Source organism: Terriglobus tenax (assembly GCF_025685395.1).
GTDB classification, from domain to species: Bacteria; Acidobacteriota; Terriglobia; order Terriglobales; family Acidobacteriaceae; genus Terriglobus; species Terriglobus tenax.
On sequence record NZ_JAGSYA010000003.1, the window covers coordinates 97,456 to 121,084 of the forward strand.

Sequence of the window (23,629 nt, forward strand, 5' to 3'; positions counted from 1 at the left end):
GGATACTGAGATCAACAGAACAGTTTGAAGGAGTATCCATGCGTAAGTTGGGGACGTGGTGCGTGGCCGCGCTTCTGGGGGCGTCGGCGTTACAGGGTTGGGCACAGAAGCCCGTGGCCAGGCGGGTATTTGTATTTGTGATTGACGGTCTGCGACCGGACCAGATCACCCAAGAGAAGATGCCGAACCTGTACCGCTTCCAGAAGGAGAGCGCCGTGTATCTGCAGGCGCACTCCACGCTGCCGACGGTGACGCGCGTGAATGCATCGACGCTGTCGACGGGCGTGTATCCGGAGACGCATGGCATTGTGTCGAACTCGATCGATGCACCGACGCTTTCGGCCAAGCCGCTGAACACGGGGTCAGAGGCGGACCTGGTGAAGATGGCATCGTTGCAGGGCGATCGTATTCTGCTGAAGGATTCGCTGAGCGAGCTGCTGACGAAGCAGGGCAGGAAGTTTGTGGTCATCAGCTCGGGCTCAACCGGCGGCGCAACGCTGCTGGCTCCGGAGGCTCGTCATGGCGTGGCCACGGTGATCAACGGCAGCCTGGGCGACGGCAAGCTGGTGGCGTATCCGCAGGCGGTGGATGCAGCGGTAAAGGCGAAGTTCGGCCAGGTGGGTTCGGACCACGGGGTGGACTCGCTGGTATGGGCCGAAAAGGTGCTGCATGAGTATGTGCTGCCGGAGCTGAAGCCGGATGTGCTGTTTGACTGGATGACGGAGCCGGATACCTCGCAGCACCGCTATGGTGTCGGTTCGCCGGAGGCTCTGCATGCGCTGAAGATGGTGGATGAGAACTTTGGTGAGTCGTTGAAGGTGCTGAAGGCTTTGGGAGAGCTGGAGACGACGGATGTGATTGTGACCGCCGACCATGGCTTTGCAGGTAATACCGGCACGCTGATTGGGCTGAAGCCGGCACTGGAGAAGGCGGGGCTTACGGCGGAGTCGGTTGGAATTTTGAATGATGGGCAGACGGTTTCGTTCTTCCTGCGCGAGAAGGATGATGCGAAGAAGAAGGAACTGATTGCGAAGCTGGCCGCGGCGTTGCACGAAGATACGCAGGTGGCGGCGGTGTTTACGCGCGGCGGCGGGGCAAGCTGCAAGGCTGGAACGACGAAGGGATTTGTACCGGGAACGATGGCGCTGGAGACGGCGCATCTGTGCAGTGAGAAGGCCGCGGACCTGGTGGTGACCTCGGTCTGGAACGATGGGAAGAATCCGTTTGGCGAGCCCGGGAAGAATGCCTTCTTTGGCATGAATGCGATGGAGCAGAAGGGCAACGGCGCGGGCCATGGCGGATTCGCGGAGTGGACGATCCATATCCCCATGATGCTGCGCGGGCCGGACTTTGTGACGGGCAAGGAGCTGGATCTGCCATCGGCGAATATCGATCTTCCGGCGACGATTGCGTATGTGGTGGGACTTTCCTTCCCGCAGGCGCAGGGGCGGGTGTTGAAGGACGGCATGAAGGGTGCGAAGGTTCCTGCCAGGCCGGTGAAGGGCGAGGTGCGTGTGGGCGATGCGGTGTTACACACGACATCTTATGGTGGCGAGACGTATGTGGATTCTGTGACGAAGTGAGAGTTGTGGTGTGAGGGGACGCCAGCCATCGAGGCCGGCGTCCTTTTTGCTTAAGCATTTTTCAGGGGCCTGACGGCCCCTGCTCCCGGAGGGGTGACTATGCGAAGGTTTCTTCGGCCAGCACCTGCGTGTAGGCGGGCAGGGTGAGGAAGTCCGGGAACTTCTCGGCGCGGATCAGGTCGCGCATCAGGACGGCGGCCTTGTCGTAGCTTTCTTTGCGGACTTCGTCGAGCGTCGGTGCGAGTTCTGCCAGCACCTGGTCAATGGTCTGGTCGATCAGCTCCACCGTGACGGCGCGGCCGTCGTTCAGCTTCGCGTGGTGGTGCACCCACTGCCAGAGCTGCGCGCGGGAGATCTCTGCCGTCGCCGCATCTTCCATCAGGTTGAAGAGCGGGACGCAGCCGATGCCGCGCAGCCAGGCTTCCACGTAACCAAGGCCGACGGCGACGTTCTGGCGGAGACCGGCTTCGGTGATCTCGCCCGTGGGCACCTGCAGCAGGTCGGCGGCGGTGGCGGTGTAGTCGGGCAGCTGCTTGTCGATCTGGTTAGGCTGCGGCATCACGCGGTTGAAGACCTCAAGCGCGACCGGCACGAGCCCCGGGTGCGCGACCCAGGTGCCATCGTGTCCGTCGGTGGCTTCGCGCTCCTTGTCGGCGCGCACCTGCGTCAGCGCTTTCTCATTGGCGACGGGATCGCTCTTGATCGGGATGAAGGCCGACATGCCGCCCATGGCGTGAATCTGGCGGCGATGGCAGGTCTTGATGCAGAGCTTCGAGTAGCTGCGCATGAAGTGCGTGGTCATGGTGACCTGCCCACGGTCAGGCAGGACGATGGACTCGTCGGCGGCCAGCTTCTTGATGAAGCTGAAGATGTAATCCCAGCGGCCGCAGTTCAGGCCGGCGGAGTGATCGCGGAGTTCGTAAAGAATCTCGTCCATCTCAAAACTGGCGAGGATGGTCTCAATCAGCACCGTGGCGCGGATGGTGCCCTGCGGCACGCCGAGCAGGCCCTGCGCCTTCACAAAGATCTCATTCCACAGCCGGGCTTCAAGATGCGACTCCATCTTGGGCAGGTAGAAGTAGGGACCGCTGCCGCGCGCGACCAGTTCCTTCGCGTTGTGGAAGAAGTAGAGACCGAAGTCGAAGATGGAGCCGGACATGGGCTCGCCGTCGACGAAGATGTGCTGCTCCACCATGTGCCAGCCGCGGGCGCGGATGAAGAGCACGGCGGGCTGCTCGTTAAGCTTGTAGCTCTTGCCCGTCTTTGCATCCTCAAAGGTGATCGTCCGGCGGATAGCGTCGCGCAGGTTTAGCTGGCCGTCGAGCAGGTTGTTCCACAACGGTGTGGAGGAGTCCTCGAAGTCGGCCATGAAGACACGCGCGCCGGAGTTGAGCGCGTTGATGATCATCTTGCGGTCGACGGGGCCGGTGATCTCGACGCGACGGTCCTGGATATCGGCCGGGATGGGAGCGCAGCGCCAGTCCCCGGCGCGGATGTGCGCGGTCTCGGGCAGGAAGTCGGGCTTCTCGCCGGAGTCGATACGAGCCTGCCGCGCGACGCGTGCGGCGAGCAGTTCCTTGCGGCGCGGGTTGAAGGCGCGTTGCAGCTCCACCAGGAACGCGAGCGCTTCCGGTGTGAGGATTTCGGCGTGGGCGGCGGTGAGAGGGGCGTTGATCGAAACGCCTGGAAGGCTCTGATTCATGACTTGGATATGGTATAGCTCCACAGACTATGATGCAGTGGCAAAGGAGAGCGGATGAATCGACGGCAGTTTGTGGCGGGTTCGGGCGTTGCGCTGGCGGTGGGGATGACACGGGGCGAGGCAGTTGCGGCCTCCGCGGAGAAGAACGTGCGCGGAGCGTGGATCAGGACCGTGGAAAAGACTGCCGGGCCGGTGCTGACTGCGCTGAGTCAGCGACGCCTGAAGCTACAGATGCCGGTGGAATGCAAGCCGGGGCAGGAGGAGAGCCGCCGCCAGTGCACCTATCTTGAGGCACTGGGGCGTACGCTGTGTGGCATCGCTCCGTGGCTGGAGAGCGGTGGCGATGCTGGGCGCTATCCCGAACTGGCGCGGGAGGCGATTGCCGCCGGGGTCGATCCCGCCTCGCCGGATTACCTGAACTTCGGCACCACGGCCCAATCCCTGGTGGACGCGGCGTTTCTAGCCCTGGGCATTCTGCGCGCACCGGTGGAGTTGAACCAGAAGCTGCCCGCGAAGGTGAAGGAGCAGCTCATCACCGCTCTTGAAAAAACGCGTGTACAGAAGGCCGGAATGAACAACTGGCTGCTGTTCGCCGCCACGGTAGAGGCCGCTATCGCTGTGCTGGGTGGCAAGTGGCTGAAGGCTCCGGTGGAACTGGCGCTGACCAGGCACAGGGAGTGGTACCTGGGTGACGGCGTCTATGGCGACGGACCGCACTTTCACGCGGACTACTACGACAGCTTTGTGATTCACCCCTTCCTGCTGGCCGTGCTGGAGAGCCCTGTGGGCGAGGTGGACAAGGACCTGGAGCTGACCGAAGTGGAGCTGCAGCGGGCGATGCGGTACGCCGCCATCCAGGAGCGCATGATTGGCCGCGACGGAACGTGGCCTGTGGTGGGGCGGTCGATTGCATACCGCTGCGGCGCCTTTCACCTGCTGGCAGAGATGGCCCGGCGCCAGCACCTGCCGCAGCATGTATCGCCCGCACAGGTGCGCGGCGCGTTGACGGCGGCGATGAACGTCTCGCTGGGTGCGCGTGGCAGCTATGACGCGAAGGGGTGGCTGACAATTGGGCTGGCCGGACATCAGCCAGGGCTGGGAGAGCCGTATATCTCTACCGGAAGCCTGTACCTGTGCCTGGAGGCGTTTCTGCCGCTGGGGCTGACGGACCGTGCCCCCTTCTGGAGCGATGTCGCGGAAGACTGGACAGCGAAGAAGGCGTGGGCGGGCGTGGATATGCCGGCGGACCATGCTGTGGATGGATAAGCGTTGAAGCGGTCGCGCTTTGAACGACGGTCTTGCATCCCGCTCACACTTTTCATGAAACTTCTAACTTCCACCATGATCTAACTGTTCGAAGACCGTAAAAAGGAGATCTCCCATGGCAGACACGAAGGTTGCACTGATTACTGGCGCCAATAAAGGCATTGGATTTGAAACTGCGAAGCAGCTTGGCGAGCAGGGCATTACCGTCGTCGTGGCCGCGCGCGATGAGAAGAAGTCCGGTGAGGCTGTCGCGAAGCTGAAGGCCGCTGGCATTGATGCGTATCCGCTTGTGCTTGATGTCAACGACAGCGCTGGTTTCCCCAGGGCCTATGACTTCCTGGACAAGACCTTCGGCAAGCTTGACATCCTCATCAACAACGCTGGTGTGGCGGAACCCGGCGACGACTGGGCCATCAACACTGCCACGACCGTCACGCAGAAGACACTCCGCGAGATCTTCGACACCAACTTCTTCGGCCTCATCGAACTGACGCAGACCCTTCTTCCGCTCATCCGGAAAAGCCCCGCCGGACGCATCGTGAACCTGTCCAGCATCCTCGGCTCATCTACCCTGCATGCCGATCCGTCCTCGCCCATCTACGGCACCAAGACGGCGGCCTACAACGCGTCGAAGGCCGCGTTGAACTCCTACACTATCGCTCTTGCCGCGGCACTGAAGGACACGCCGATCAAGGTCAATGCCGCTCACCCCGGCTGGGTCAAGACCGACATGGGCACCAGCGCCGCACCGATGGAAATCCCCGACGGCGCAAAGACCTCCGTCCTGCTGGCCACCCTTCCCCCGGACGGCCCCACTGGCGGCTACTTCCACATGGACCAGACCCTGCCCTGGTAAGGGAAAGGCAGTTGTCGGAAAAGCAGTTGTGAGTTGCTAGTTCTGAGTTCTTAGTTGAAACAGAAAGCCGTGGCGAGGATGGATTGCTTCCTCGCCACGGCTTTTGTCTTTCCTCGCAACTCACAACTCAAGACCGCCTTTTTTCCCACGCCTTGGCATACTTCCAGCTTGCATACGCCGCGTGGTACAGGTGCAGCATCAGGCCCTCGCGTCCGTCCAGAAAGCCCAGCCGGAAAAAGAAGTTCCACACAAACTGCAGCAGTGGGCGCAGCACCGTGTTCCACACGAACGCAAGGTAGTTGCGGCTCACCACGCCTTTCTCGACCAGCATCTCGGCGCCCAGCGAACTATAGCGATTCATGTGATCGACGAAGTCTTCAATCGTCGGGTAGGGGTAGTGGATCAGCGCGCCTTCCAGCTCGTCGGACTCCCCCGCAAAGCTGATCGTCTCATGTACCAGCCGCGCTCCGAAGGAAGCAGCGCCACGGCGGAAGAGCCTCAGCTTGCTGTCCGGATAAAAGCCGCCATGCTTGATCCAGCGGCCAAAGATGATGTTCCTGCGCGGCAGGTAGTACGCATCATGCGGAGGATTCGACGGCAGCAGAATGCGCAGTTGTTCCGCCAGGTCAGCGCTCACCTCTTCATCCGCATCCAGCGAAAGAATCCAGTCGCCCGTGCACTTGGCAATGGCGGAGTTCTTCTGCCCGGCGTAGCCCTTCCACGGCTCCTCGTACACCTTCGCGCCAAAGCTGCGTGCCAGCTCCACGGTTTTGTCAGTGGACCCGGAGTCCACCACAACGACCTCGTCGGCGAACTTCAAAGAGGGAAGTGTCCGCCGCAGGTTCGCTTCTTCATTCAGGGTAATGATGGCGACAGAAAGCGTCATCGTATGCCCAGACTAACCGCGGATTCCCATTCTGGCGAATAAAAGTTAGCCAAGCGTGATGGACTCGTCGCTCAGGTGCTCGCGCAAAAGCCGTTGCGTCAGCGGTGTCAGAGCCTCGCCCGTCTTCGGCAAAACGAACGCATCGTCCTTCCACTCCAGCTTGAAACTGGTCGACAGCGCCGAAATCCAGATCTGGCGCACCGGCGTATTCGGCGTAAAGACAAACTTTGCGCTGCCGTCTTCAAACAACACATTCAGCACGCCGTTCTTCTCTTCCACCTCAAAGCCGCCATCTTCCTCGGCATCAATCAGTGCCTGCTTCAGCTTCTCGAGAGCCAGATCGCTCTCTTTCCGAAATCCCGCTTCATCCAGCATGATCACAGTCTACCAACCCGCTCCTCCGGGTGCCCCATGTCCGGATTCTAGGACAGGGGGCCTCGAGCAAAGCGATCCGACTCGACGACTGGCGTCGCCGACGCCTTCAAGCCATCATGAGCCTCATCCGGCTCACCCTTTTGCTCGCCGCGCTTCCAGCCATGGCTCAGAATCCTCACATCCCTCATGGATTTTCCCACCGCTATGTCGGGTGGTAAACTCAGCCATCTTCACGACACTGAAAGCCACGCATTCATTGGCGAAAGTGCGCATTCCAGCTCGAGGAACTATTCATGCGTCAGACAAAATGGCAGTGTGGCGGGTGCCCTCCCGACCCAACGACTCCACCTCCCCGTCAAATCCAGGACTGGGAGATGCATCCCTCCTGGATCGCAGGTATTGAAGCCTTGAACGCCTACAGCCATTGGGTCAGCGCGGTGGTTATGCCAATCGCCTTTCAATGGATCGAGGAGCACAAGCCGGAAGTCTATGCGACTGTGCCGGATAACCTGAAGGACGATGTCGGTACGGTCTTTGCCGCCGCGTTCAAATTGATAAAAGAGTTGCCGGCCTACCAGAATGCTCCCATCGCTGCGTACGAAGCGGCTGTGGCCAGCGGGAATACCGCCGCCATCAACCCGGTGTGGACCAGCGTCGTCCAAAAGGTCCGCACAGAGACCGAAGCCGCCTTTGCCCAGCAGCCATCACTCTCCATCGATTGACGCTTCGTCCATTAGCCGGCGTTGAACAAATTCGATGAATCTCCCTGCGGCCGGAGCATCTCCCGGCCGCAGCGGCTATGCTTCCCCGGGCATATCAGCCCGGACAACACAATTCCGGCCATTGCTCTTGGCCTTGTAAAGGGCTTCATCCACCGCCCGAATCACTGCTTCAGCGTCGCAATCATCCCGGGCAGGTGAAGCTACCCCAAAGCTCGCCGTCACCTGCAGCTGTGTCTCCCCATCCATAAAGCACTCCGACTCCACCGCCATGCGCAGTTGCTCAGCGCGGCCAAGTGCGGCTTCTATCCCGCAGTTCGGCAGAATCAGCAGAAACTCTTCGCCACCATATCTGCCTACAGAGTCATAAGAACGCAACGATCGCATGAAGATCGCGCTGATCTCGCGCAACACCACGTCGCCCGCCATGTGGCCATAGCTATCGTTGATCTTCTTGAAGTGATCCACGTCGATCAGGGCAACGCTGAGCTGCATCCCTTCACGAAGCGAGCGATCCATCTCCTGCCTCAGCCGTTCCACAATGAAGCGGTGGTTCCACAAACCGGTCAGGCCATCATGCTCAGCTTCGTGGCGCATGCGGTCGCTTTCGTGCAGAAGTGCAATCTTCTCCCGCTCCAGGGCATCACTGCGGCGCTGGTCCTCTCGAATGCTGTTGTAAACCGCGTAGACAATCGCGATAAAAAGAAGTGCACTGGCTACTGCCGGTAATGAGACCCCTGTTCCTCCGACAGAGAAAAGAGGCAGGTCAATGGTGTCGGCAATCGCCCAATCCGTGAATTGCCGGCCTTGTTTCACAATGTTGCCGGCCAGGATCAGCAACTGGTAAAACAGGGCACACACCGCGAGCAGCAGACTGGCCGAATCAAACTGTCTCCTCTTCCTCAGCGCATACATCAGAAGAAGCAGAGGGTAGGCCTCAAGAATGATCCAGAAGATCGTAGAGATCGCATCCGCAAGCTGAACCAGACCGACCCGCTGCGGTTGCCAGCTCAACGCCACCAGAAATCCATCCAGCACGGCATTAGCCATGTAAACAATCGCCAGAATGCGGGTAAGGCGGCTGAGCCTCTGGTTCTCGTGAAGAGAAAGAAGCCACAGCAGAAGAAACCACAACGACACATCCTGCACGGCGACCAGCGGTTGGGAAGCTCCCATGGCCAGCACATACGGCAGCCCCAGGTGGGCTTGCAATAGAAGCAGTTCGGCAGGTGCAGCGAGCGCAAAACCCCCTGTCCAGAACAGCACCCACCTGCTGGGGACCCGCAGCCATAGAAGAAAACTCAAAATCGCGACTGTGCCGCAAAGCAGGTTCACCCCGAATAGAAACTGCTGGTGACGCAACCATTGGAACTCTCTCGCATCTCTCGCCGTAGCAATGTCCGCGCTGCCCCCAATCAGGGGCGTCTCCCAGAAGCCACCCGCGCCGCTGGAATCGTCCGAGAGCAGCGGCGCTTTCCATACACGAACAGCCAGTACACCCTGCTTCACTGCTCCAAGCTCAAACGTCTGCGCCGGCTGCGAAAAATACTGGACCGGATGAGGCGGGACTTTGCCGTTCTGCCCAATCAGCGTTCCATTCCAATACACTTCGTACGCGTCTTTGATCCGCGGAATCATGATGGAGAATCGCGGCGTTATGCCAGGCGCGGGGCTCAGCACAAGGTTGCATCGGTACCACGCAAACCCGGTCAGGTTGGCATGCCCCTGTTTGCCCCAGGGTCTATCCGCACTCAGTTGTTCCCACGTAGAACTGTCAAACGCAGGGTTCGCCCATGCCAGGTCATCGCCCACATGGAATTGCCACGGCCCATTCAGAGCAAACGTGCCTCTCCCAAGACCCTCAATCACAATCGATGAAGCTGGTTGTGTCTCAGGATGTACTTGTTCTGCCCGGATCACCAGGGCTGCCAAACCAAGCAGAAGCAAAGCTGCAATGCAGCGAAGATCACGTCGGGACGAACGCATACTGCTCAACATACAAAACTCCTTACCCGTTTGTTCAGGAATTCGCAAACCAGCTTCTTCTGCCTGTAACTCGTCCATGAAGCCTCACGCAAAGCGCGCGCCGGAGAGAGCAGGTGCCTTCAGGCTTCTGAAACTCCCCAATAAAAACAACAACGCCGGCCTCGATGGCCGGCGTCCCTGCTTCTTACCAAAATCAAACTAGAACGGAATATCGTCGTCCGTAATTCCCGTCCCGGCAAAATCATCCACCGGAGCAGGCGAGCTCGACCCAAAGCTCGCCGTGTTGCCGCGCGAGTAGCCGCCACCCTGTCCGCCGCCGGAGCCACCCTCACGGCCGCCCAGCAGCGTCATCTCGTTCACCAGGATCTCGGTGCGGTACTTCTTCTGTCCGCTCTCCTTGTCGTCCCAGCTGCGCGTCTGGATCTTGCCTTCGATAAACAGCTGTGTACCCTTCTTCACATAGTCGCGGACGATCTCCGCGGTGCGGCCAAAGCAGACCATGTTGTGCCACTCGGTCTTGTCCACCCAGTTGCCGGTCTGGTCCTTGGCGCGCTCGGCCGTGGCCAGGCTGAAGGTGCCCACCATGGTGCCGCTCGGGGTCGAGCGGATTTCCGGGTCCTTGCCCACATTGCCCAGCAGAATCACTTTATTTACGCCACGCGCCATCGCACACTCTCCATCGCAAAAAATCTATCCACGTCAGCTTATCAGGTGGCCTTCGAACCGTCAGGGTCCCGCCGGGTGCCCATATCCGGCATCGCCCGATGTGGGAAAATCCAAGGCCCTACTCCCGCATATCCTTCAGCCACTTCGCCATGCCCAGCAGGAACAGGAACACCCCCATTGGCAGGCAGCACATGGCCACCATCAGCCCCAGCCAGCCCATGTTGGTGTGCGGACCCTGCCGCGTCAACCCGCCGAAGACAGTCGCCGTCAGCAAAGCAGCCAGAATCCCCGTCAGCAGAATGCCGCCGCCGTACTGCAACAGAATGCGCGTGTCTTTCTTCATCGACCTATGCTTTCCCGTTTGTCATCCCGAGCGACGCGAAGGATCTACTGTTGCCTTTCACCAGCCAACGATCCAACCATCCATCCAGCCAACTGTTTTACCGCCGGATCGCCGCCTGCATCAGGTACACCACTACACCCGTCACGCTCACATACATCCACAGCGGATAGGTAAACTTCGCCAGCTTCCGGTGCTGCGGAATCCGCCCGCTCAGCGACAGGAAGAACGTGATCAGCACAATCGGCAGCGCCACAATGCTGGTCAGGATGTGGCTCACCAGTAGCAGCAGGTACGTCCACCACACGCCGCCTGTATGCGCAATCGGCAGCTTCGTCTCACCATGCAGCGCAAAGTTGCCCAGGTAGCTCACCAGGAACAGCGTCGAAAACAGAAACGCCGCAAACATGGCGTTGCGATGCTTCTGAATCTGCCGGGCCAGAATGTAGCGCACGCCCACAAACAGGCAAATGGCGCTCAACCCGTTCAGCAGCGCATTCAGCGCGGGCAGAAAGGCAAGCTGCGTTCCGGCCACATCTACCGGTTGATGGAAATACACCAGCCAGAAGATAAAAGCGCTGGCCGCGGCGCTCACCGCGATGATGGCCCACACCACGCTCGCCGGCGTATGAATCTTGTCCGTAGTCTCTGTCATTTAGAAGAAGATCCTCCCCTGCGCGTTCAGCATCATCGCCGCCAGCAACAGCGGCAGGTAGATCACCGACGCCTTCAACAAGTCACGAGCGTACCCGCGCGACTTCAGCGGGTCCGTCTCCTTCAGAATCCTGGCAAAGCGGATCGTGTACCAAAGGTACCCGCAGCTCAGAATGGTTGCGGCGATGGCATAGGGAATTCCCGTCACCCCCAGCCAGCTCGTCCACAAGCTCACCGGAATCATTATCACGGCGTAAAACAAACTCTGCGCCACGGTCGTAAACCCGTTGGGGCTCACCACCGGCGTCATCTTGATGCCCGCCATCGCGTAGTCCTCGCGATACATCCAGGCAATGGCCATAAAATGCGGAAACTGCCACACGAACAGCACGGCAAACAACGCCACCGCTGGCCACTCAATCACGCCGCGCGCCGCCGTCCACCCAATCAACGGAGGCAGCGCCCCCGGAAATGCCCCTACAAAGGTCGCCAGCGTCGTCATCCGCTTCAGCGGCGTGTAGATGCCCACATATCCCACGGCGGTAATCAGCGTCAGCGTGCCGGTCAGCAGGTTGGTGGTGTGCGCCAGGAACATCGATCCAAAGAAAACCGCCGCAAACCCCAGCAGCAGCCCATGCACCAGGCCGATCCGGCCTGTGGCCATCGGCCTGCGCGAGGTGCGCCGCATCCGGGCATCGCTGCGCCGCTCCAGCGCCTCGTTCAGAGCGGCCGACCCACCGGTCACTACCGCCATGCCGCCCAGCGTGTACAGCAGACCCATGTGGAATGGGCTGATACCCGACCGCAGCGAGCCAAGATAAAATCCCGCTCCGCCCGTAATGACAACCAGCAGCGTCACGCGAGCCTTGAACAGCTCGGCATAGTCCATCATCCATTCCCGCAGCCGTGAAGCTGAGGCGGCGTTGGACATCTCCTGGGTTGTCGCACGGGATTGCACGTTCCCTCTAGAATACCGCGCCGGGGCTCCAGCCTAACGATTACCGGCCACCTCTCTGCTGCCCCGTCTTTCGGAACTGCTTCTCAAACAGTCACAACCCTGGGTGCCCCACCGGCACAAGGGAACCCCCGCCGCTCCATCTGCGTATGCAGCTCCATGACCTTCACCGGCTCCCTGGACCGCCGCCGCTTCCTGCAGACCGCCGCCTTTGCCTCCTGCTCGCTGATCTCCTCGCACGAACTCTTCGCCGCGCCGGACAACGCGGCCTGTGCCCAGGTCGTCGACAGCTATGTGCGCGATCACCAGTTTCAGGGAGTCGTCGCTCTCGGGCGCCACGGAAAGCCCTTCTTCTGGAAGACAAACGGTTTCGCCAACGTTGAGACCAGGCAGCCGATCGGCCAAAATTCAGTCTTCGGCGTCGCGTCCATCTCCAAGATGTTGACCGCGGTGACCGTGCTTCGCCTGCAGGAACAAAGCCTCCTGCAGCTTGACCAGCCCATCGCTGCCTATCTGCCGTACTTCCGCAAAGACCTCGGCGGCAAACTTACCCTGCGCCGCCTGCTGGCCAATAACAGCGGCGTTCCCAATCTCTTTTCCTCGTCGGTAAAAGCCGATCCTGCCCTGGTAGAGCAGCCTTTCACCACCCAGCAGGCGGTGCATCGCTTCTGCGAAGGCGACCTGATTTTTACGCCCGGAGAGCGCTTCGACTACTCGGCCTCCAACTGGATTCTGGTCACTGCCATCATTGAAGCCGTGACCGGGCAGCCATACGCGACCGCAATGCAAAGACTCACCGTGAACCCGCTTGGCCTCAAGGCAACCACCGCCGACGTCAACGCAACGGGAGTTGCGGCCTACGACAACGCAACTCCGCCCACCCCCAGAACGCACAAGCGGCAGCCCTACCTGGCCGCCGGTGGAGGCTACTACAGCAACGCCACTGACCTGATGCGCGCGGCCCACCTCATCTTCGATACAGGCTTCCTCTCTGCCGCATCGAAAAAAGAACTCACCACCATCGAAGTTCCCTCCGACCACTACGCCCTCGGCGGACGCATCCGCGAGCTAACCATCGGCGCGCAGACCGTCCATGCCGCATGGGACACCGGCAATACCTCGGGTTACCGCTCCGTGCTGGGACATCGCCTCGACGGCAAAGCCACCGTCGTCGTGCTGAACAACACCTCCATGTCTCAAAAGACCCTGGATGAGTTCAGCGACGCGCTCCTGGCAGCCTTCGCCTAGGGCGGCTTGGTCTGGCGTCAATTCTCTGCTACAGGCTGCCACAGCTCAACCCGGTTTCCCTCCGGGTCGATGAACCAGCCGAACTTGCCAAAGTCATAACTCTCGCGCTTCGGATCGACCGTGACGCCCGCGGCGATCAAACGGTCCAGGACTCTATCCAGGTCGTCTACATGAAGGTTGATCATCACTTTCTGCGCCGGAGGAAAGTACGCATCCTCCTGCTTGAAGAAAGCGAAAACCACCTGGGCTTGCTGCGCCGAAGCAGGAAACGAGAATGACCCGTGAGACCTCACCAGGCCAAGGTGCTGCTCATACCAGCGATACAAACCCTCCGGATCCTTCGCCCGAAGAAACGCACCGCCAAAGCCCGTGATTGAAGCCATGCAAACCTCCTGCCGGAAATATTTGTCCCTAGCTTACGCCTGAAAAACTACACGCAGCCTGGCAAAGAAATCTTCTTCTGCCTTTTTGTCATCCTGAAAGGATCTGCTTCTTTTCGCAGGACGCTTCAGGCCACGTTTCTCCGCGTGGTAAGTTCGCGCCAGTTGAAATAGATGGACGGCAGGAAAAGATACGCGACGTGAAAGGTCAGCAGGACAGCGACAAACTGGCCGTCTGTCAGGCGGGCCCAGATGGGAAACGGGTTGAAGATGCGCGTCATGATGAAGTTCAGCGTAAAGAGATAGGAACGTACCACCCACTGGCGATGCACGGCGATCTGCCGGTTGCGCGCGGTCAGGTAAGCACAGAAGGTGCAGGCGCCCCACAGGAGGGCTCCAACAGCGTTGGCCAGGTTGGGCCGCAGAAGGTAGGCTCCGGGCAGAGCGCAGGCAATGGCCAGGACGTAGATACGGCCCAGAATGCGATGCCGCTTGAGATGCCGCTGACGAAAGCGCGTTGAGAAGAGAAACGGACCCAGCACGGTGGCGATGACCCCGCCGGTGGCGTGTGGCACCAAAAGGAAGATCTGCCGGAGCAGGTGCTCGCGCGCATGGAACGGGTCAGAGCCGAGAAAGATAGGGTATTCCGTGAAGGCGAGCACGGAGAGGCCCAGAATGCCGAGCACGATCCAGAGAACGTGGTGCGATCGCAGGCGGCGCGTAGATGCGCCTGCATTCACCGGGGACAGTGTGGGCATGCGGGGATTGTAGCGTTAACGGCTGCTCCGAAAGGAGAAGCAAATCCTTCCAGGGATGACAAACAAGAAAAGCAAAAAACTATCTGGTCGCCAACTCTGCCAGGGCTTCAATCAGCAAGGGGTGATCGTTGAGTGACTCCGGGCGGGAGATCTTCAGGCCGATCTCCTTTGCATACTGCTGGAAGCTGATGTCGATGTCGTAGAGGATTTCGACGTGGTCGCAGACGAAGCCGATGACGTGCAGGACCACCTCTTCGTAGCCCATCTCTTTCAGCGCCTTCAGTGTGTCTTCCACGGTGGGTCCAAGCCACGGGCCGCGGCTTGCGCCCTGCGACTGGAAGGCGAAGAACCATTCTGGGATGCCGGCCTTTTCTGCAACCAGGGCGGCGGTATGTTTGGCCTCCTGCGCGTAGGGGTCGGGTGTCTCGCCCTGGATCGTGCTGCAGGGGACGCTGTGCGCGGTGAAGAGGATGGCTTGCTTCTCACTCATCTTCGCTTCGCTCGATGAATGGGGCACCCGGTCTGCGGGAACGCGCGTGTGCAGCAGGCGATCGGAGAGGGCTTCGATCAGCTTGGGGTGGTCGTGCCAGCCTTCGACGAACTCCACCTGCATGAAGGGATCTTCACCGAGCGCCTTCATCAAATCGCGCTTGTAGAGGCCGATGCTCGTGCGGGAATTCTGCGGGGCCAGGCAGATAACGCGGGCGGAGGTGATGCCGTCGGCCTTCATCTGCTCCACGGCGGCGGCGATCATTGGCTTCCAGTTGCGCATGCCGACGTAGACCGGGTAGCTGATCTTCTGGCGCAGAAGATCAGCCTGTTTCAGTGTCCAGCGCGTGAGCGGCGGCGGCTCTTCGCCGGGAGTGTCGCGCAGGCCGATCTCGGCGTAGCGGTGCTGCAGCTCTTCCACCACGTGGTCAGGAACGCCGCGTCCGCTGGTGACCAGGTCAAGATAGGCTTTCATCTCGCCGAGAGTGTCGGGAGTTCCGTGGGCGAGCAGAAGAATCGCGTGCATACAGCTCTATTGTAGCGATTGGCTAAAGGCTAGAAGCTAACAGCTAAAGGCCAAACTCCTTCACCCACTGGGCGACAGCAATGACGTTATCGACCGGCGTGCCGGGAACGATGCCGTGGCCCAGGTTGAAGATGTGTCCCGGCTGGCCGTTGTTCAGTCGAAGAATTTCATCGACGCGCGCCTTCAACACATCCTGGGGAGCGAAGAGGGTGATGGGGTCCAGGTTCCCCTGCACGGCGACGTTCGGCCCGAGCAGCGTGCGGGCCTTGTCGACAGGGATGCGCCAGTCCAGGCCGAGGACGTCGGCGCCTGTCTGCTTCATGCTGGGTAGAAGGGTAGCGGAGTCGACTCCGAAGTAGATGACCGGGACGCCCATGCCCTGCACGGCCTGGACAAGGCGCGTGGTGGCGGGGAGGACGTACTCGCGATAGTCGGTGACGGAGAGCGCTCCGGCCCAGGAGTCGAAGATCTGGATGACGTCAGCACCGGCGTCGACCTGCTGCCGCGCGTAGGGGATGAGGACGGTGATGAGCTTGTCCATCAGCATGTCCCACGCGGCACGGTCGGAGTACATGATCTTTTTGGCTTCGATGTAATTGCGCGAACCGCCGCCTTCGATCATGTAGCTGGCGAGGGTGAAGGGCGCTCCGATGAAGCCGATGATGCCGAGTTCGTCGCCGTCGGGGCGCGGTGCGGCGAAGTGCTTGACGACCTTCTCGATGGCCTGTGCGACGTAGATGAGTTCGCCGGCGCGGTCGGTCTGGAGGGCGGCGATCTGCTCGGCGGCGCGGATAGGCGTGTGGACGACGGGTCCTTCGCCGTTGACGAACTCGAAGTCCAGTCCCATGGGCGTAAGCGGCAGCAGGAGGTCGGCGAAGATGATGGCGGCGTCGACGCCGAGGCGCTCGGCGGCAGTGATGGTGACCTCGGCGGCGACCTCCGGCGTGCGGCAGATCTCAAGCAGCGAGTGGTGCTTGCGTACGGCCATGTACTCCGGCATATAGCGGCCGGCCTGGCGGAGGAACCAGACGGGGGTACGGTCAACGGGCTGACGAAGGCAGGCTCTTACAAAACGGCTGGACATGCAGGTTTGATTCTAAGGGAAAGCCGGGCCTGCTAGTGAGCGACGGATTTGGAGTAGAGGTTCAGCACCAGGACTCCGGCAATGATGAGAGCCATACCGAGGACGGCTGCACGATCCAGCGTCTGGCGGTAGAGAAAGACGCCGACCAGGGCGATGAGCACGGTGCCGACGCCGGACCAAATGGCGTAGGCAAGACCGATAGGTACGGTTTTCAGCGTCTGCGAGAGGCAGTAGAAGGCCGCTCCGTAACCAAGCACGACGAAGACCGACGGCAGCGGCCGGGTGAAGCCGTTGGAGGCCTTGAGGCAGGAGGTCGCAATGACTTCTGTCACGATCGCCGCTGCGAGCCAGTAGAAATTCATGGTCTGGCTATCTTATCGATTCGGACGGAAGAGCACGGCCCCATCGCGTGTAAGCGCCGGGCGATAGTTGGCACGGATCAGCTCCAGCATCTCCGGTGTGAAGCGGTTGGCATCGACGTCGGCCCGGGTCAGGGCGATGGAGTTGTTCAGCTGGATGATAGAGAAGTGGCGCTGCGTGAGCTGAAGGTAGAGAGGCGCGGGGTCCAGCTTGCCGAGCTGAATGAAGCGGGTTGCGTTGAATGGATCGTAGAGATAGGGCTTGCCGGCTTCGGCGCAGAGCAGAAGGGACTCGCAGATAGCCGGGCCGGGTGTTTGCTGCAGGAAGGCGAGCGCTTGCCGGTGGCTTAGCTGCCGCTGGCGCAGATGCTGCAGGTCACGCCCGGGAAGGCTGGTTTCATTCGTAATAAAGAGCGGCAACAGCGGCCATAGAGCCAGCGCGACGGGAAGATGTTGCTGTGGCCCTGTAACGAACCGGATTCGATGGATAAAGATTCCGAGCAGGAGAACGGTTGCCAGCAAGGTGTCAAACAGTGCGTTGCTGGCAACGCCAGCTCCACCGGCGAAGAAGATGTTCAGAACAACAGCGCAGGCGAGCCACAGAGTTGCTATCCGCAGAGCCGGGTTATCGCGTAAACGCCATGCGGCGAGGCAGGCGATGGCGAAGGGCGGAATCAACGGCCCGAGGGTGCCGATGGTGTTATCAAAGGCGTGACGCAGCGAGTATCCACGGCCTGTGAGCAGATTGCTGAGAAAGGCGGGGCCGGCGAAGTGCTGGTTCATCCAGAGCGAAAGCGCGGCTGCGGGTATGGCTGTGCCGAGAAAGAATGCGAGCGAGCGTCCGCGGCGCGCAAGCAGCAGGTCAAGCGCGACGGCCAGAGGGATATCGATGAGGTTGTGCTTGATGTTGCCTGCAAGTATGAAGAGCAGGGCGACGAAGACCATGGCGATAGTCCGGTCGCGAGAACGCAAGTACAAATACAGCGCCGCGAGGAAAAAGGGAGTGGCGAAGATTTGCGGATCGTACTGGCCGATGTATCCCGGTGCCGAGGCGCACATCACGCTGACCGTGAGCAGTGCCGTGAAGATGGCTGCATGGCGCGAGCCGGTCATCCGGTGAACCATGGCGGCAAGCAGCAGAGCGGAGCCGAGCAGGCCCAGTAGAGAGAGCATGCGGCCGGTGTAGAGCAGATCGCCGGTCAGGTGCGAAAGCCATGCCGAGATGTAGAACGAGAGCGCGGGATAGTTAACCGTGTGCCAGCCAAACTTCTCTGCATAAAGCGGCTGGTGCGCCAGCACGGCCTGCGCGTTGTAAAGGTTCCAGCCTTCGTTGTAGCCCACCTCCAGATGCATGCCTGAGCGCACGACAGGGACAAAGGCGGTGTACGCGGCAATGAGGGCCGCAGCGAGAAGCTGCTTTGAGGTACGGTGCATGGCCTTGGAGAAGTCTAGTGGATGCTGACGGCACGCCGCGCCTGCGGCATCTGCCAGGTGAAGATCTGGGTCATGGCATAGTTCCATACTGAGCCAATCGCAATGCCTGCCAGTGCCGCCAGAGACCACGGTGTTCTTGTGATGTGCAGATAGTTGGCGTAGGAGACGGAGAAGATGGCGCCAAGCCCGCAAAGGGTCGTAAAGCGCATATAGCCGGTCCAGGCACGGCGCCCGCGAAGGCGGCTCTGCTGCAGAGCATTGTTCACCGTGAAGTTGGTGCTCATGGCGACGAAGGCAGCAGCGGCCTGTGCGGTCAAAAAGCTCCAGTGCAGGCCGAGATAGAGCGCGGTGAGAATGGCAAAGTGGGTCGCCAGCCCGGTGGCGCCTGTCAGGGCGAAGAGTGCGAAACGCGGGCACAGGCGGCCGCCTGCAAGTTTGTTCAGCAACAGGAAGAAGTATTCGCCGGCGACATTCAGCGTGAGCTTGGACTGGCCGTGGACGCGTGTGCGGAAACGGTAGCCAACCTCGCCGATGCGCGGCGTTTGCTCGCAGGAAGCAAGAAGGTCGAGCAGGATTTTGAAGCCGCCTGTCTGCAGCTTCGGCGCGGCGCAGCGGAAGAACTCATCGCGTACCAGGAAGAAGCCGCTCATGGGGTCGGAGACATTGCAGCGGCATACGGAGCGCGACAGCCGTGCGCTGAGCTGGCTGATCAAAACACGTGGCCGGGCAAAGCTGCCCATGCTGCCGCCGTTGGCATTGCGCGTGCCGATGACGATGTCCAGGTTTTCACGACGCATGGTTTCAATCATGCGTGGAAGTGCGGCTTCATCATGCTGCATATCGGCATCCATCACCGCCAGCATGGGCGCGGTGGAGGCCATCATGCCTTCGATAATGGCGGAGGAGAGGCCTCGGCGCCCGATGCGATGCAGAATGCGGATGCGCGTGTCCTGACGGCCAAGCTGCCGGACGATATCTGCGGTGCCGTCCGGAGAGTTGTCGTCGACCACGATGATCTCGTGCGGTGTGTTGCCAAGTACAGCCTGTGTGCGTCGAATGGCTTCCGCAATGTTGGCGCGCTCGTTGTAGGTCGGCAGAATGACGGCAAGCTCAACGGCCTGCGCGGCAACCTGCGGATCGAGTTGGACGGCAACTGTGCTCATCTTCAGGTTTCGCGGGTGGGCTCGGAGTGTCTAACCCGCTGTACCTGTTTTGGTTGCGTGCCGTCAGGATTTGGTTACATCCGGCCCTGTTATTTGGTGGGTTCCCGTTCGTATCTAGCGGATTTCAAAGCGGACAGCGGTGCCGATCTGCATGGACTGCGGTTTTCCGTCCACTGTGCCCGGAGAGAAACGATACTGCAGCACGGCGGCAATGGCTGCCTCATCCAGGCCAAGTCCCGCGGGCTGGATGATCTGCGGATTGGCAACCGTCCCATCCGGATTGACGGTGAACTGCAGCACAACAACCGAGGCATACTTCAGCCGCCGCGCCGCCGGTGTGAAGTCCGGGTTCACGCCGGAGAGCAATGCTGGCTGCACTGTATTGCCGGTGGAAGGCTGAGGCCGCCCCTGCCCGGTGAAGGAACCAAGGCTCGCGTAACTCTTCAGATCGGGCCCGTGAAGCCATTGCGCAGAGGGAATCAGCTGGTTGTCCAGACCGAAGAACTGCTTGGCCGCCGACCGCCAATAGGCGGGCAGGAGAGGAGCCAGGTCGTTGACGGAGTCGGCAAAGATGGCGTCCAGAGAGGAGGTGTAATCTCCGGAGGGCGGCGGGCTGATGTGCAGATGCAGGCTCTCCGCGCCGGTGCGGTCGTTGGGAGTATCCGCCAGGGCGATGGGGACCCAGCGGACAGCGCCATGGTGTTTTGCGTCAACCTGCAGCCCCATGCGATGGGCCTCCAGATCGAGGCCGTTCTTTTGCAGCTTGAGGTGGTCGATTTTTACGCCGGAGAGGGTGAAGGGAAGCTCGGGGTAGTCGTTCAGCGGCCGCCCGTCGGCGGTGAACCACAGGTTTGCGCCCTGCCAGCAGCCGCGGAGCAGGAACTGGCGGTTGAGCAGGCGTTTGCCCAAAGCGGCGTCGGTGGACTGGCCGAAGGCAGGGGAAAACAAAGACAGCAGGACGAGCGCAAGGGGAAGAAAACGGCGCATGAAGGCAGGGTACTGGATTTTGCGGGACAGGGGTGGGAATCCCCCTGTGATGTCTGCACCGGTTATGGTGCAAAACGGGGTAGAATAGAGAACAGGCCTGGTTTGCCCACGGACGGGGTGGAAATGCCCGTGTTCCTGGGAGGTATCTTCGTTGACTCCTCCTAAAAAGTGGGTTACTGTTAAGGCTCGCGCAGTTCCGCGTCTTCATGGCGGGGGAACTACGCCGTGGATCCACCTGGGGCAGCCTGGGGGTGAGGGGCAAAAGGCCGGGAAACCGGCGTTGTGGCCCGGCCTTCCGGTAACGTTCGCATAGCCGGACGAGGACCCCGAAAGCACCCACTGCATTGAGCGCATACTCCACCTGGCGTGTCCGGGAGCGGCATTTTCGCCCCGCTTTGGCCGTGTGGAAACAAGGTTTTGGTCGTTTCGAAGGATTTTGGTTTCAGGAGAAGCAGCAATGTCGACGTTTGTGCCCGGCGCAAAGGACATCAATCGCAAGTGGTTTGTAGTAGACGCAGCCGACAAGACGCTTGGACGTCTTGCCAGCAGTGCGGCGAATATCCTCACGGGCAAGAACAGCCCGAAGTACACCCCGTACATTGATACGGGCGATCACGTCATCGTGATCAACGCGGAGAAGATCAAGCTGACCGGTCTGAAGAGCCAGCAGAAGATCTACCGCCGCTACACCGGTTTCCCGGGCGGTCTGCGTGAGGAAGAGTTCTCGAAGCTGATCGAGCGCAAGCCCGAGGCGATCGTGGAGCAGGCCATCAAGGGCATGTTGCCCAAGAGCAAGCTGGGCCGCCAGATGGCGACCAAGCTGAAGGTTTACCGCGGAGATAAGCATCCGCACCTGGCACAGCAGCCTGAGGCTGTTGAGCTGTCGGCATAAACGGTTTAGGGGATTAGAGAGATTATGGCGGATTTGGTTCAGTACTATGGCACGGGTCGCCGCAAGTCGGCGATCGCTCGTGTTTTCCTGCGTCCGGGTACGGGCGAGTTCAAGGTCAACGGCAAGGCGCTTGACGTCTATTTCGTGACCGAGCAGCAGCGTGCCAGCGCGAAGCGCACGATGCAGACGGCCCAGCTTGAGGGCCAGTTCGACGTACTGACCACGGTGCGTGGCGGCGGCGTTGCTGCCCAGGCCGATGCCGTGAAGATGGGCATCGCCCGCGCCCTGCTCGAGGTAAACCCCGAGCTGCGCAAGACCCTGAAGGCCGATGGCCTGCTGACCCGCGACGCTCGCGCCAAGGAGCGTAAGAAGTACGGTCAGAAGGGCGCCCGCAAGCGCTTCCAGTTCAGCAAGCGCTAATCGCTGGCTGCTGGTTTGGATCTGGATGTACCTGGTGGCGGTCCTTCGGGGCCGCCATCAGGCAAGTAGTTAAATTTCCCACGAACGGGATCAATCGGCCGCTCTGTTGTACTGGCCTGATGACCTGAATAAGGAGCCGAAATGGCAAGCATTACGATGAAGGAGCTGCTCGAAGCAGGCGTACACTTCGGGCACCAGACCAAGCGTTGGAACCCGAAGATGAAGGAGTACATCTTTGGCGAGCGCAACGGCATTTACATCATTGACCTGCAGAAGACCTTGAAGATGTTCAAGGAAGCCGCGAAGTTCGTCACCGATATGACGAGCTCGGGCAAGGTGGTTCTGTTTGTCGGCACCAAGCGCCAGGCGCAGGATGCCGTGGCAGAGGAAGCCGAGCGCGCAGGCATGCCGTTCATCAACAACCGCTGGCTTGGCGGTCTGTTGACCAACTGGGTCACCGTGCAGAAGAGCGTCAAGCGCCTGCAGGAGCTCGACGAGATGTCGACCGACGGACGCTATGAGCTGATGACGAAGAAGGAAGTCATCAAGCTGGAGCGCGAGCGCAAGCACCTGAACGCCAACCTGCGCGGCATCAAGAACATGCGGCGCCTGCCGGACGCGATCTTCATCGTCGACTCGAACAACGAAGCCATTGCCGTCTCCGAAGCCCGCAAGCTCGGTATCCCGGTTGTCGCCGTTGTCGATACGAACTGCGATCCGACCGTTGTGGACTACGTGATCCCCGGCAACGATGACGCCCTGCGCGCCATCCGCCTGTTCACGACCAAGATTGCCGATGCCGCCTATGAGGGCGTGCAGATGGTTGGCGACAAGGCCTTTGCCGATGAGTACACCGACGTGACCCCGGTCACGACCGAGTCGCACTTCATCGCTGAAGAAGGCGAAGAGGGCGAGGCCGTTGAGGCTGTTGCCGCTGCGCCTGCCGCTGAGGAAGAGGAGACTGTGGATCTGGAAGCTGCCCTGGGCGGCGGAATCCGCAAGACCGAAACCGAGAGCGAGCCGGAGCCTGCTGCAGCCGAAGCCGGCGCATAAAAGCAGACACGAACTTTCACAAGGGGAGCGTGGCTGCCGGGGTATTGGCGACCACGCTCTTTTTGTATGTCAGCCGCGTAACCGGACATTGATGTCCGCCGGCTGCTAAATCAACGAAGATTTGAACTGTAACGAAGGGAACTGACAATGGCGACTGAGACTGCAAAGATTGATGCAAAGCTGGTAAAGGAACTCCGCGAGAAGAGCGGCGCGCCGATGGGCGACTGCCTCAAGGCTCTGCAGGAGTCCAAGGGCGACATGGAAGAGGCGTTCGTTGTGCTGCGCAAGCGCGGCATGGCGTCGGCTGCCAAGAAGGCTTCGCGTTCGACCAACGAAGGCCTGGTCTCGAGCTATATCCATGCCGGCGGCAAGATCGGCGTTCTGATCGAGGTCAACTGCGAGTCGGACTTCGTTGCCCGTACCGACGAGTTCCAGGAGATGGTGAAGGACATCGCGATGCACATCGCCGCCACCGATCCGCGCTATGTTACGCGCGAAGAGGTTTCGGAAGAGGACATCGAGCGCGAGAAGGACATCTTCCGCGCGCAGGCTGCCGCCAGCGGCAAGCCGGCCAACATCATCGAGAAGATGCTTGAGGGCAAGATGGGCAAGTTCTACGAGGAGTTCTGCCTCCTGGATCAGCCCTTCATCAAGGAGCAGTCGATGACCATCGGCCAGCTGATCGGCCAGAAGGTCGGCAAGATGGGCGAGAACATCTCCGTCCGCCGGTTCGCCCGCTTCAAAGTAGGCGAGTCCAACTGGACCGTAGCCACCACCAAGATCGCCGCTTCGACGGAGGAAGCTCAGGCATAAGTCTGACTTCGGATCCGCACTTACGAGGCCCGGGC

General features: G+C 60.6%; 25 protein-coding genes. 9 read left to right on the forward strand and 16 right to left on the reverse strand.

What is annotated here, in order from left to right; translation table 11 throughout:
- The first annotated feature begins 38 nt into the window (after positions 1-38).
- Positions 39-1,583: an alkaline phosphatase family protein gene (locus OHL13_RS00480; RefSeq protein WP_263408148.1), complete on the forward strand. Its 1,545-nt coding sequence runs from the start codon at positions 39-41 to the stop codon at positions 1,581-1,583.
- Between the two features lie 97 nt (positions 1,584-1,680).
- Here the strand turns inward: OHL13_RS00480 and aceB are convergent, their stop codons facing one another.
- Positions 1,681-3,285: a malate synthase A gene (gene aceB, locus OHL13_RS00485; RefSeq protein ID WP_263408149.1), complete on the reverse strand. Its 1,605-nt coding sequence runs from the start codon at positions 3,283-3,285 to the stop codon at positions 1,681-1,683.
- Positions 3,286-3,339: 54 nt separating this feature from the next.
- On the opposite strand from aceB, the gene OHL13_RS00490 reads away from it, so the two are divergent.
- Entirely contained in the window at positions 3,340-4,551 is a 1,212-nt protein-coding gene (locus tag OHL13_RS00490; RefSeq protein WP_263408150.1) for a DUF2264 domain-containing protein, read from the forward strand.
- Positions 4,552-4,666: 115 nt separating this feature from the next.
- Positions 4,667-5,407: an SDR family oxidoreductase gene (locus OHL13_RS00495; RefSeq protein WP_263408151.1), complete on the forward strand. Its 741-nt coding sequence runs from the start codon at positions 4,667-4,669 to the stop codon at positions 5,405-5,407.
- 127 nt (positions 5,408-5,534) lie between these two features.
- Here the strand turns inward: OHL13_RS00495 and OHL13_RS00500 are convergent, their stop codons facing one another.
- Together OHL13_RS00500 and cyaY are read right to left on the reverse strand one after the other, a co-directional pair.
- Entirely contained in the window at positions 5,535-6,293 is a 759-nt protein-coding gene (locus OHL13_RS00500) for a glycosyltransferase family 2 protein (protein WP_263408152.1), read from the reverse strand.
- A 45-nt stretch (positions 6,294-6,338) separates the two neighbouring features.
- Entirely contained in the window at positions 6,339-6,668 is a 330-nt protein-coding gene (cyaY, locus tag OHL13_RS00505) for an iron donor protein CyaY (RefSeq protein WP_263409098.1), read from the reverse strand.
- A 374-nt stretch (positions 6,669-7,042) separates the two neighbouring features.
- Between cyaY and OHL13_RS00510 the strand changes: the two genes are divergently transcribed.
- Complete coding sequence (locus OHL13_RS00510) at positions 7,043-7,390, forward strand: hypothetical protein (protein ID WP_263408153.1); 348 nt, start codon at positions 7,043-7,045, stop codon at positions 7,388-7,390.
- 75 nt (positions 7,391-7,465) lie between these two features.
- Here OHL13_RS00510 and OHL13_RS00515 read toward each other — a convergent pair whose 3' ends face one another.
- From OHL13_RS00515 to cyoE, 5 genes are all read right to left on the reverse strand, one after another.
- Positions 7,466-9,385, reverse strand: a complete 1,920-nt coding sequence (locus OHL13_RS00515) for a GGDEF domain-containing protein (protein ID WP_263408154.1) — start codon at positions 9,383-9,385, stop codon at positions 7,466-7,468.
- Between the two features lie 186 nt (positions 9,386-9,571).
- Entirely contained in the window at positions 9,572-10,039 is a 468-nt protein-coding gene (locus OHL13_RS00520; protein WP_263408155.1) for a single-stranded DNA-binding protein, read from the reverse strand.
- 118 nt (positions 10,040-10,157) lie between these two features.
- A complete protein-coding gene (locus tag OHL13_RS00525) occupies positions 10,158-10,382 on the reverse strand; it encodes a hypothetical protein (protein WP_263408156.1) in 225 nt (74 codons plus the stop codon).
- Between the two features lie 97 nt (positions 10,383-10,479).
- Positions 10,480-11,034, reverse strand: coding sequence for a DUF420 domain-containing protein (locus OHL13_RS00530; protein ID WP_263408157.1), 555 nt, complete (start codon positions 11,032-11,034; stop codon positions 10,480-10,482).
- Positions 11,035-11,964: a heme o synthase gene (gene cyoE, locus OHL13_RS00535; protein WP_263408158.1), complete on the reverse strand. Its 930-nt coding sequence runs from the start codon at positions 11,962-11,964 to the stop codon at positions 11,035-11,037. It abuts the gene before it with no gap.
- A 183-nt stretch (positions 11,965-12,147) separates the two neighbouring features.
- Here cyoE and OHL13_RS00540 point away from each other — a divergent pair, with 183 nt between their 5' ends.
- Positions 12,148-13,236 (forward strand): serine hydrolase domain-containing protein, encoded by a 1,089-nt coding sequence (locus OHL13_RS00540; protein ID WP_263408159.1) that lies wholly within the window; start codon positions 12,148-12,150, stop codon positions 13,234-13,236.
- Between the two features lie 17 nt (positions 13,237-13,253).
- Here the strand turns inward: OHL13_RS00540 and OHL13_RS00545 are convergent, their stop codons facing one another.
- The 8 genes from OHL13_RS00545 to OHL13_RS00580 form a co-directional block, all read right to left on the reverse strand.
- Positions 13,254-13,619, reverse strand: a complete 366-nt coding sequence (locus OHL13_RS00545) for a VOC family protein (RefSeq protein WP_263408160.1) — start codon at positions 13,617-13,619, stop codon at positions 13,254-13,256.
- 125 nt (positions 13,620-13,744) lie between these two features.
- Complete coding sequence (locus tag OHL13_RS00550) at positions 13,745-14,374, reverse strand: DUF2306 domain-containing protein (RefSeq protein ID WP_263408161.1); 630 nt, start codon at positions 14,372-14,374, stop codon at positions 13,745-13,747.
- 79 nt (positions 14,375-14,453) lie between these two features.
- On the reverse strand, positions 14,454-15,389 hold the full coding sequence (hemH, locus tag OHL13_RS00555) for a ferrochelatase (protein WP_263408162.1): 936 nt from the start codon (positions 15,387-15,389) through the stop codon (positions 14,454-14,456).
- Positions 15,390-15,432: 43 nt separating this feature from the next.
- The gene (gene hemE, locus OHL13_RS00560; protein ID WP_263408163.1) at positions 15,433-16,473 is read right to left on the reverse strand and encodes a uroporphyrinogen decarboxylase; all 1,041 of its coding nucleotides are present in this window, start codon (positions 16,471-16,473) and stop codon (positions 15,433-15,435) included.
- Positions 16,474-16,505: 32 nt separating this feature from the next.
- A complete protein-coding gene (locus OHL13_RS00565; RefSeq protein WP_263408164.1) occupies positions 16,506-16,835 on the reverse strand; it encodes a DMT family transporter in 330 nt (109 codons plus the stop codon).
- Positions 16,836-16,847: 12 nt separating this feature from the next.
- Positions 16,848-18,266 carry a hypothetical protein gene (locus OHL13_RS00570; RefSeq protein ID WP_263408165.1) on the reverse strand — a complete coding sequence of 473 codons (1,419 nt, stop codon included), beginning with the start codon at positions 18,264-18,266 and terminating at the stop codon, positions 16,848-16,850.
- Between the two features lie 14 nt (positions 18,267-18,280).
- Positions 18,281-19,429 (reverse strand): glycosyltransferase, encoded by a 1,149-nt coding sequence (locus OHL13_RS00575; protein ID WP_263408166.1) that lies wholly within the window; start codon positions 19,427-19,429, stop codon positions 18,281-18,283.
- 114 nt (positions 19,430-19,543) lie between these two features.
- Entirely contained in the window at positions 19,544-20,416 is an 873-nt protein-coding gene (locus OHL13_RS00580) for an energy transducer TonB (protein ID WP_263408167.1), read from the reverse strand.
- Between the two features lie 457 nt (positions 20,417-20,873).
- On the opposite strand from OHL13_RS00580, the gene rplM reads away from it, so the two are divergent.
- The 4 genes from rplM to tsf all read left to right on the forward strand — a co-directional run bounded on the left by rplM (position 20,874) and on the right by tsf (position 23,594).
- A complete protein-coding gene (gene rplM / locus OHL13_RS00585) occupies positions 20,874-21,308 on the forward strand; it encodes a 50S ribosomal protein L13 (RefSeq protein ID WP_263408168.1) in 435 nt (144 codons plus the stop codon).
- Positions 21,309-21,332: 24 nt separating this feature from the next.
- Complete coding sequence (gene rpsI, locus OHL13_RS00590) at positions 21,333-21,728, forward strand: 30S ribosomal protein S9 (protein WP_263408169.1); 396 nt, start codon at positions 21,333-21,335, stop codon at positions 21,726-21,728.
- 141 nt (positions 21,729-21,869) lie between these two features.
- Entirely contained in the window at positions 21,870-22,781 is a 912-nt protein-coding gene (rpsB, locus tag OHL13_RS00595) for a 30S ribosomal protein S2 (RefSeq protein ID WP_263408170.1), read from the forward strand.
- A 147-nt stretch (positions 22,782-22,928) separates the two neighbouring features.
- The gene (tsf, locus tag OHL13_RS00600; protein WP_263408171.1) at positions 22,929-23,594 is read left to right on the forward strand and encodes a translation elongation factor Ts; all 666 of its coding nucleotides are present in this window, start codon (positions 22,929-22,931) and stop codon (positions 23,592-23,594) included.
- Positions 23,595-23,629: the final 35 nt, after the last annotated feature.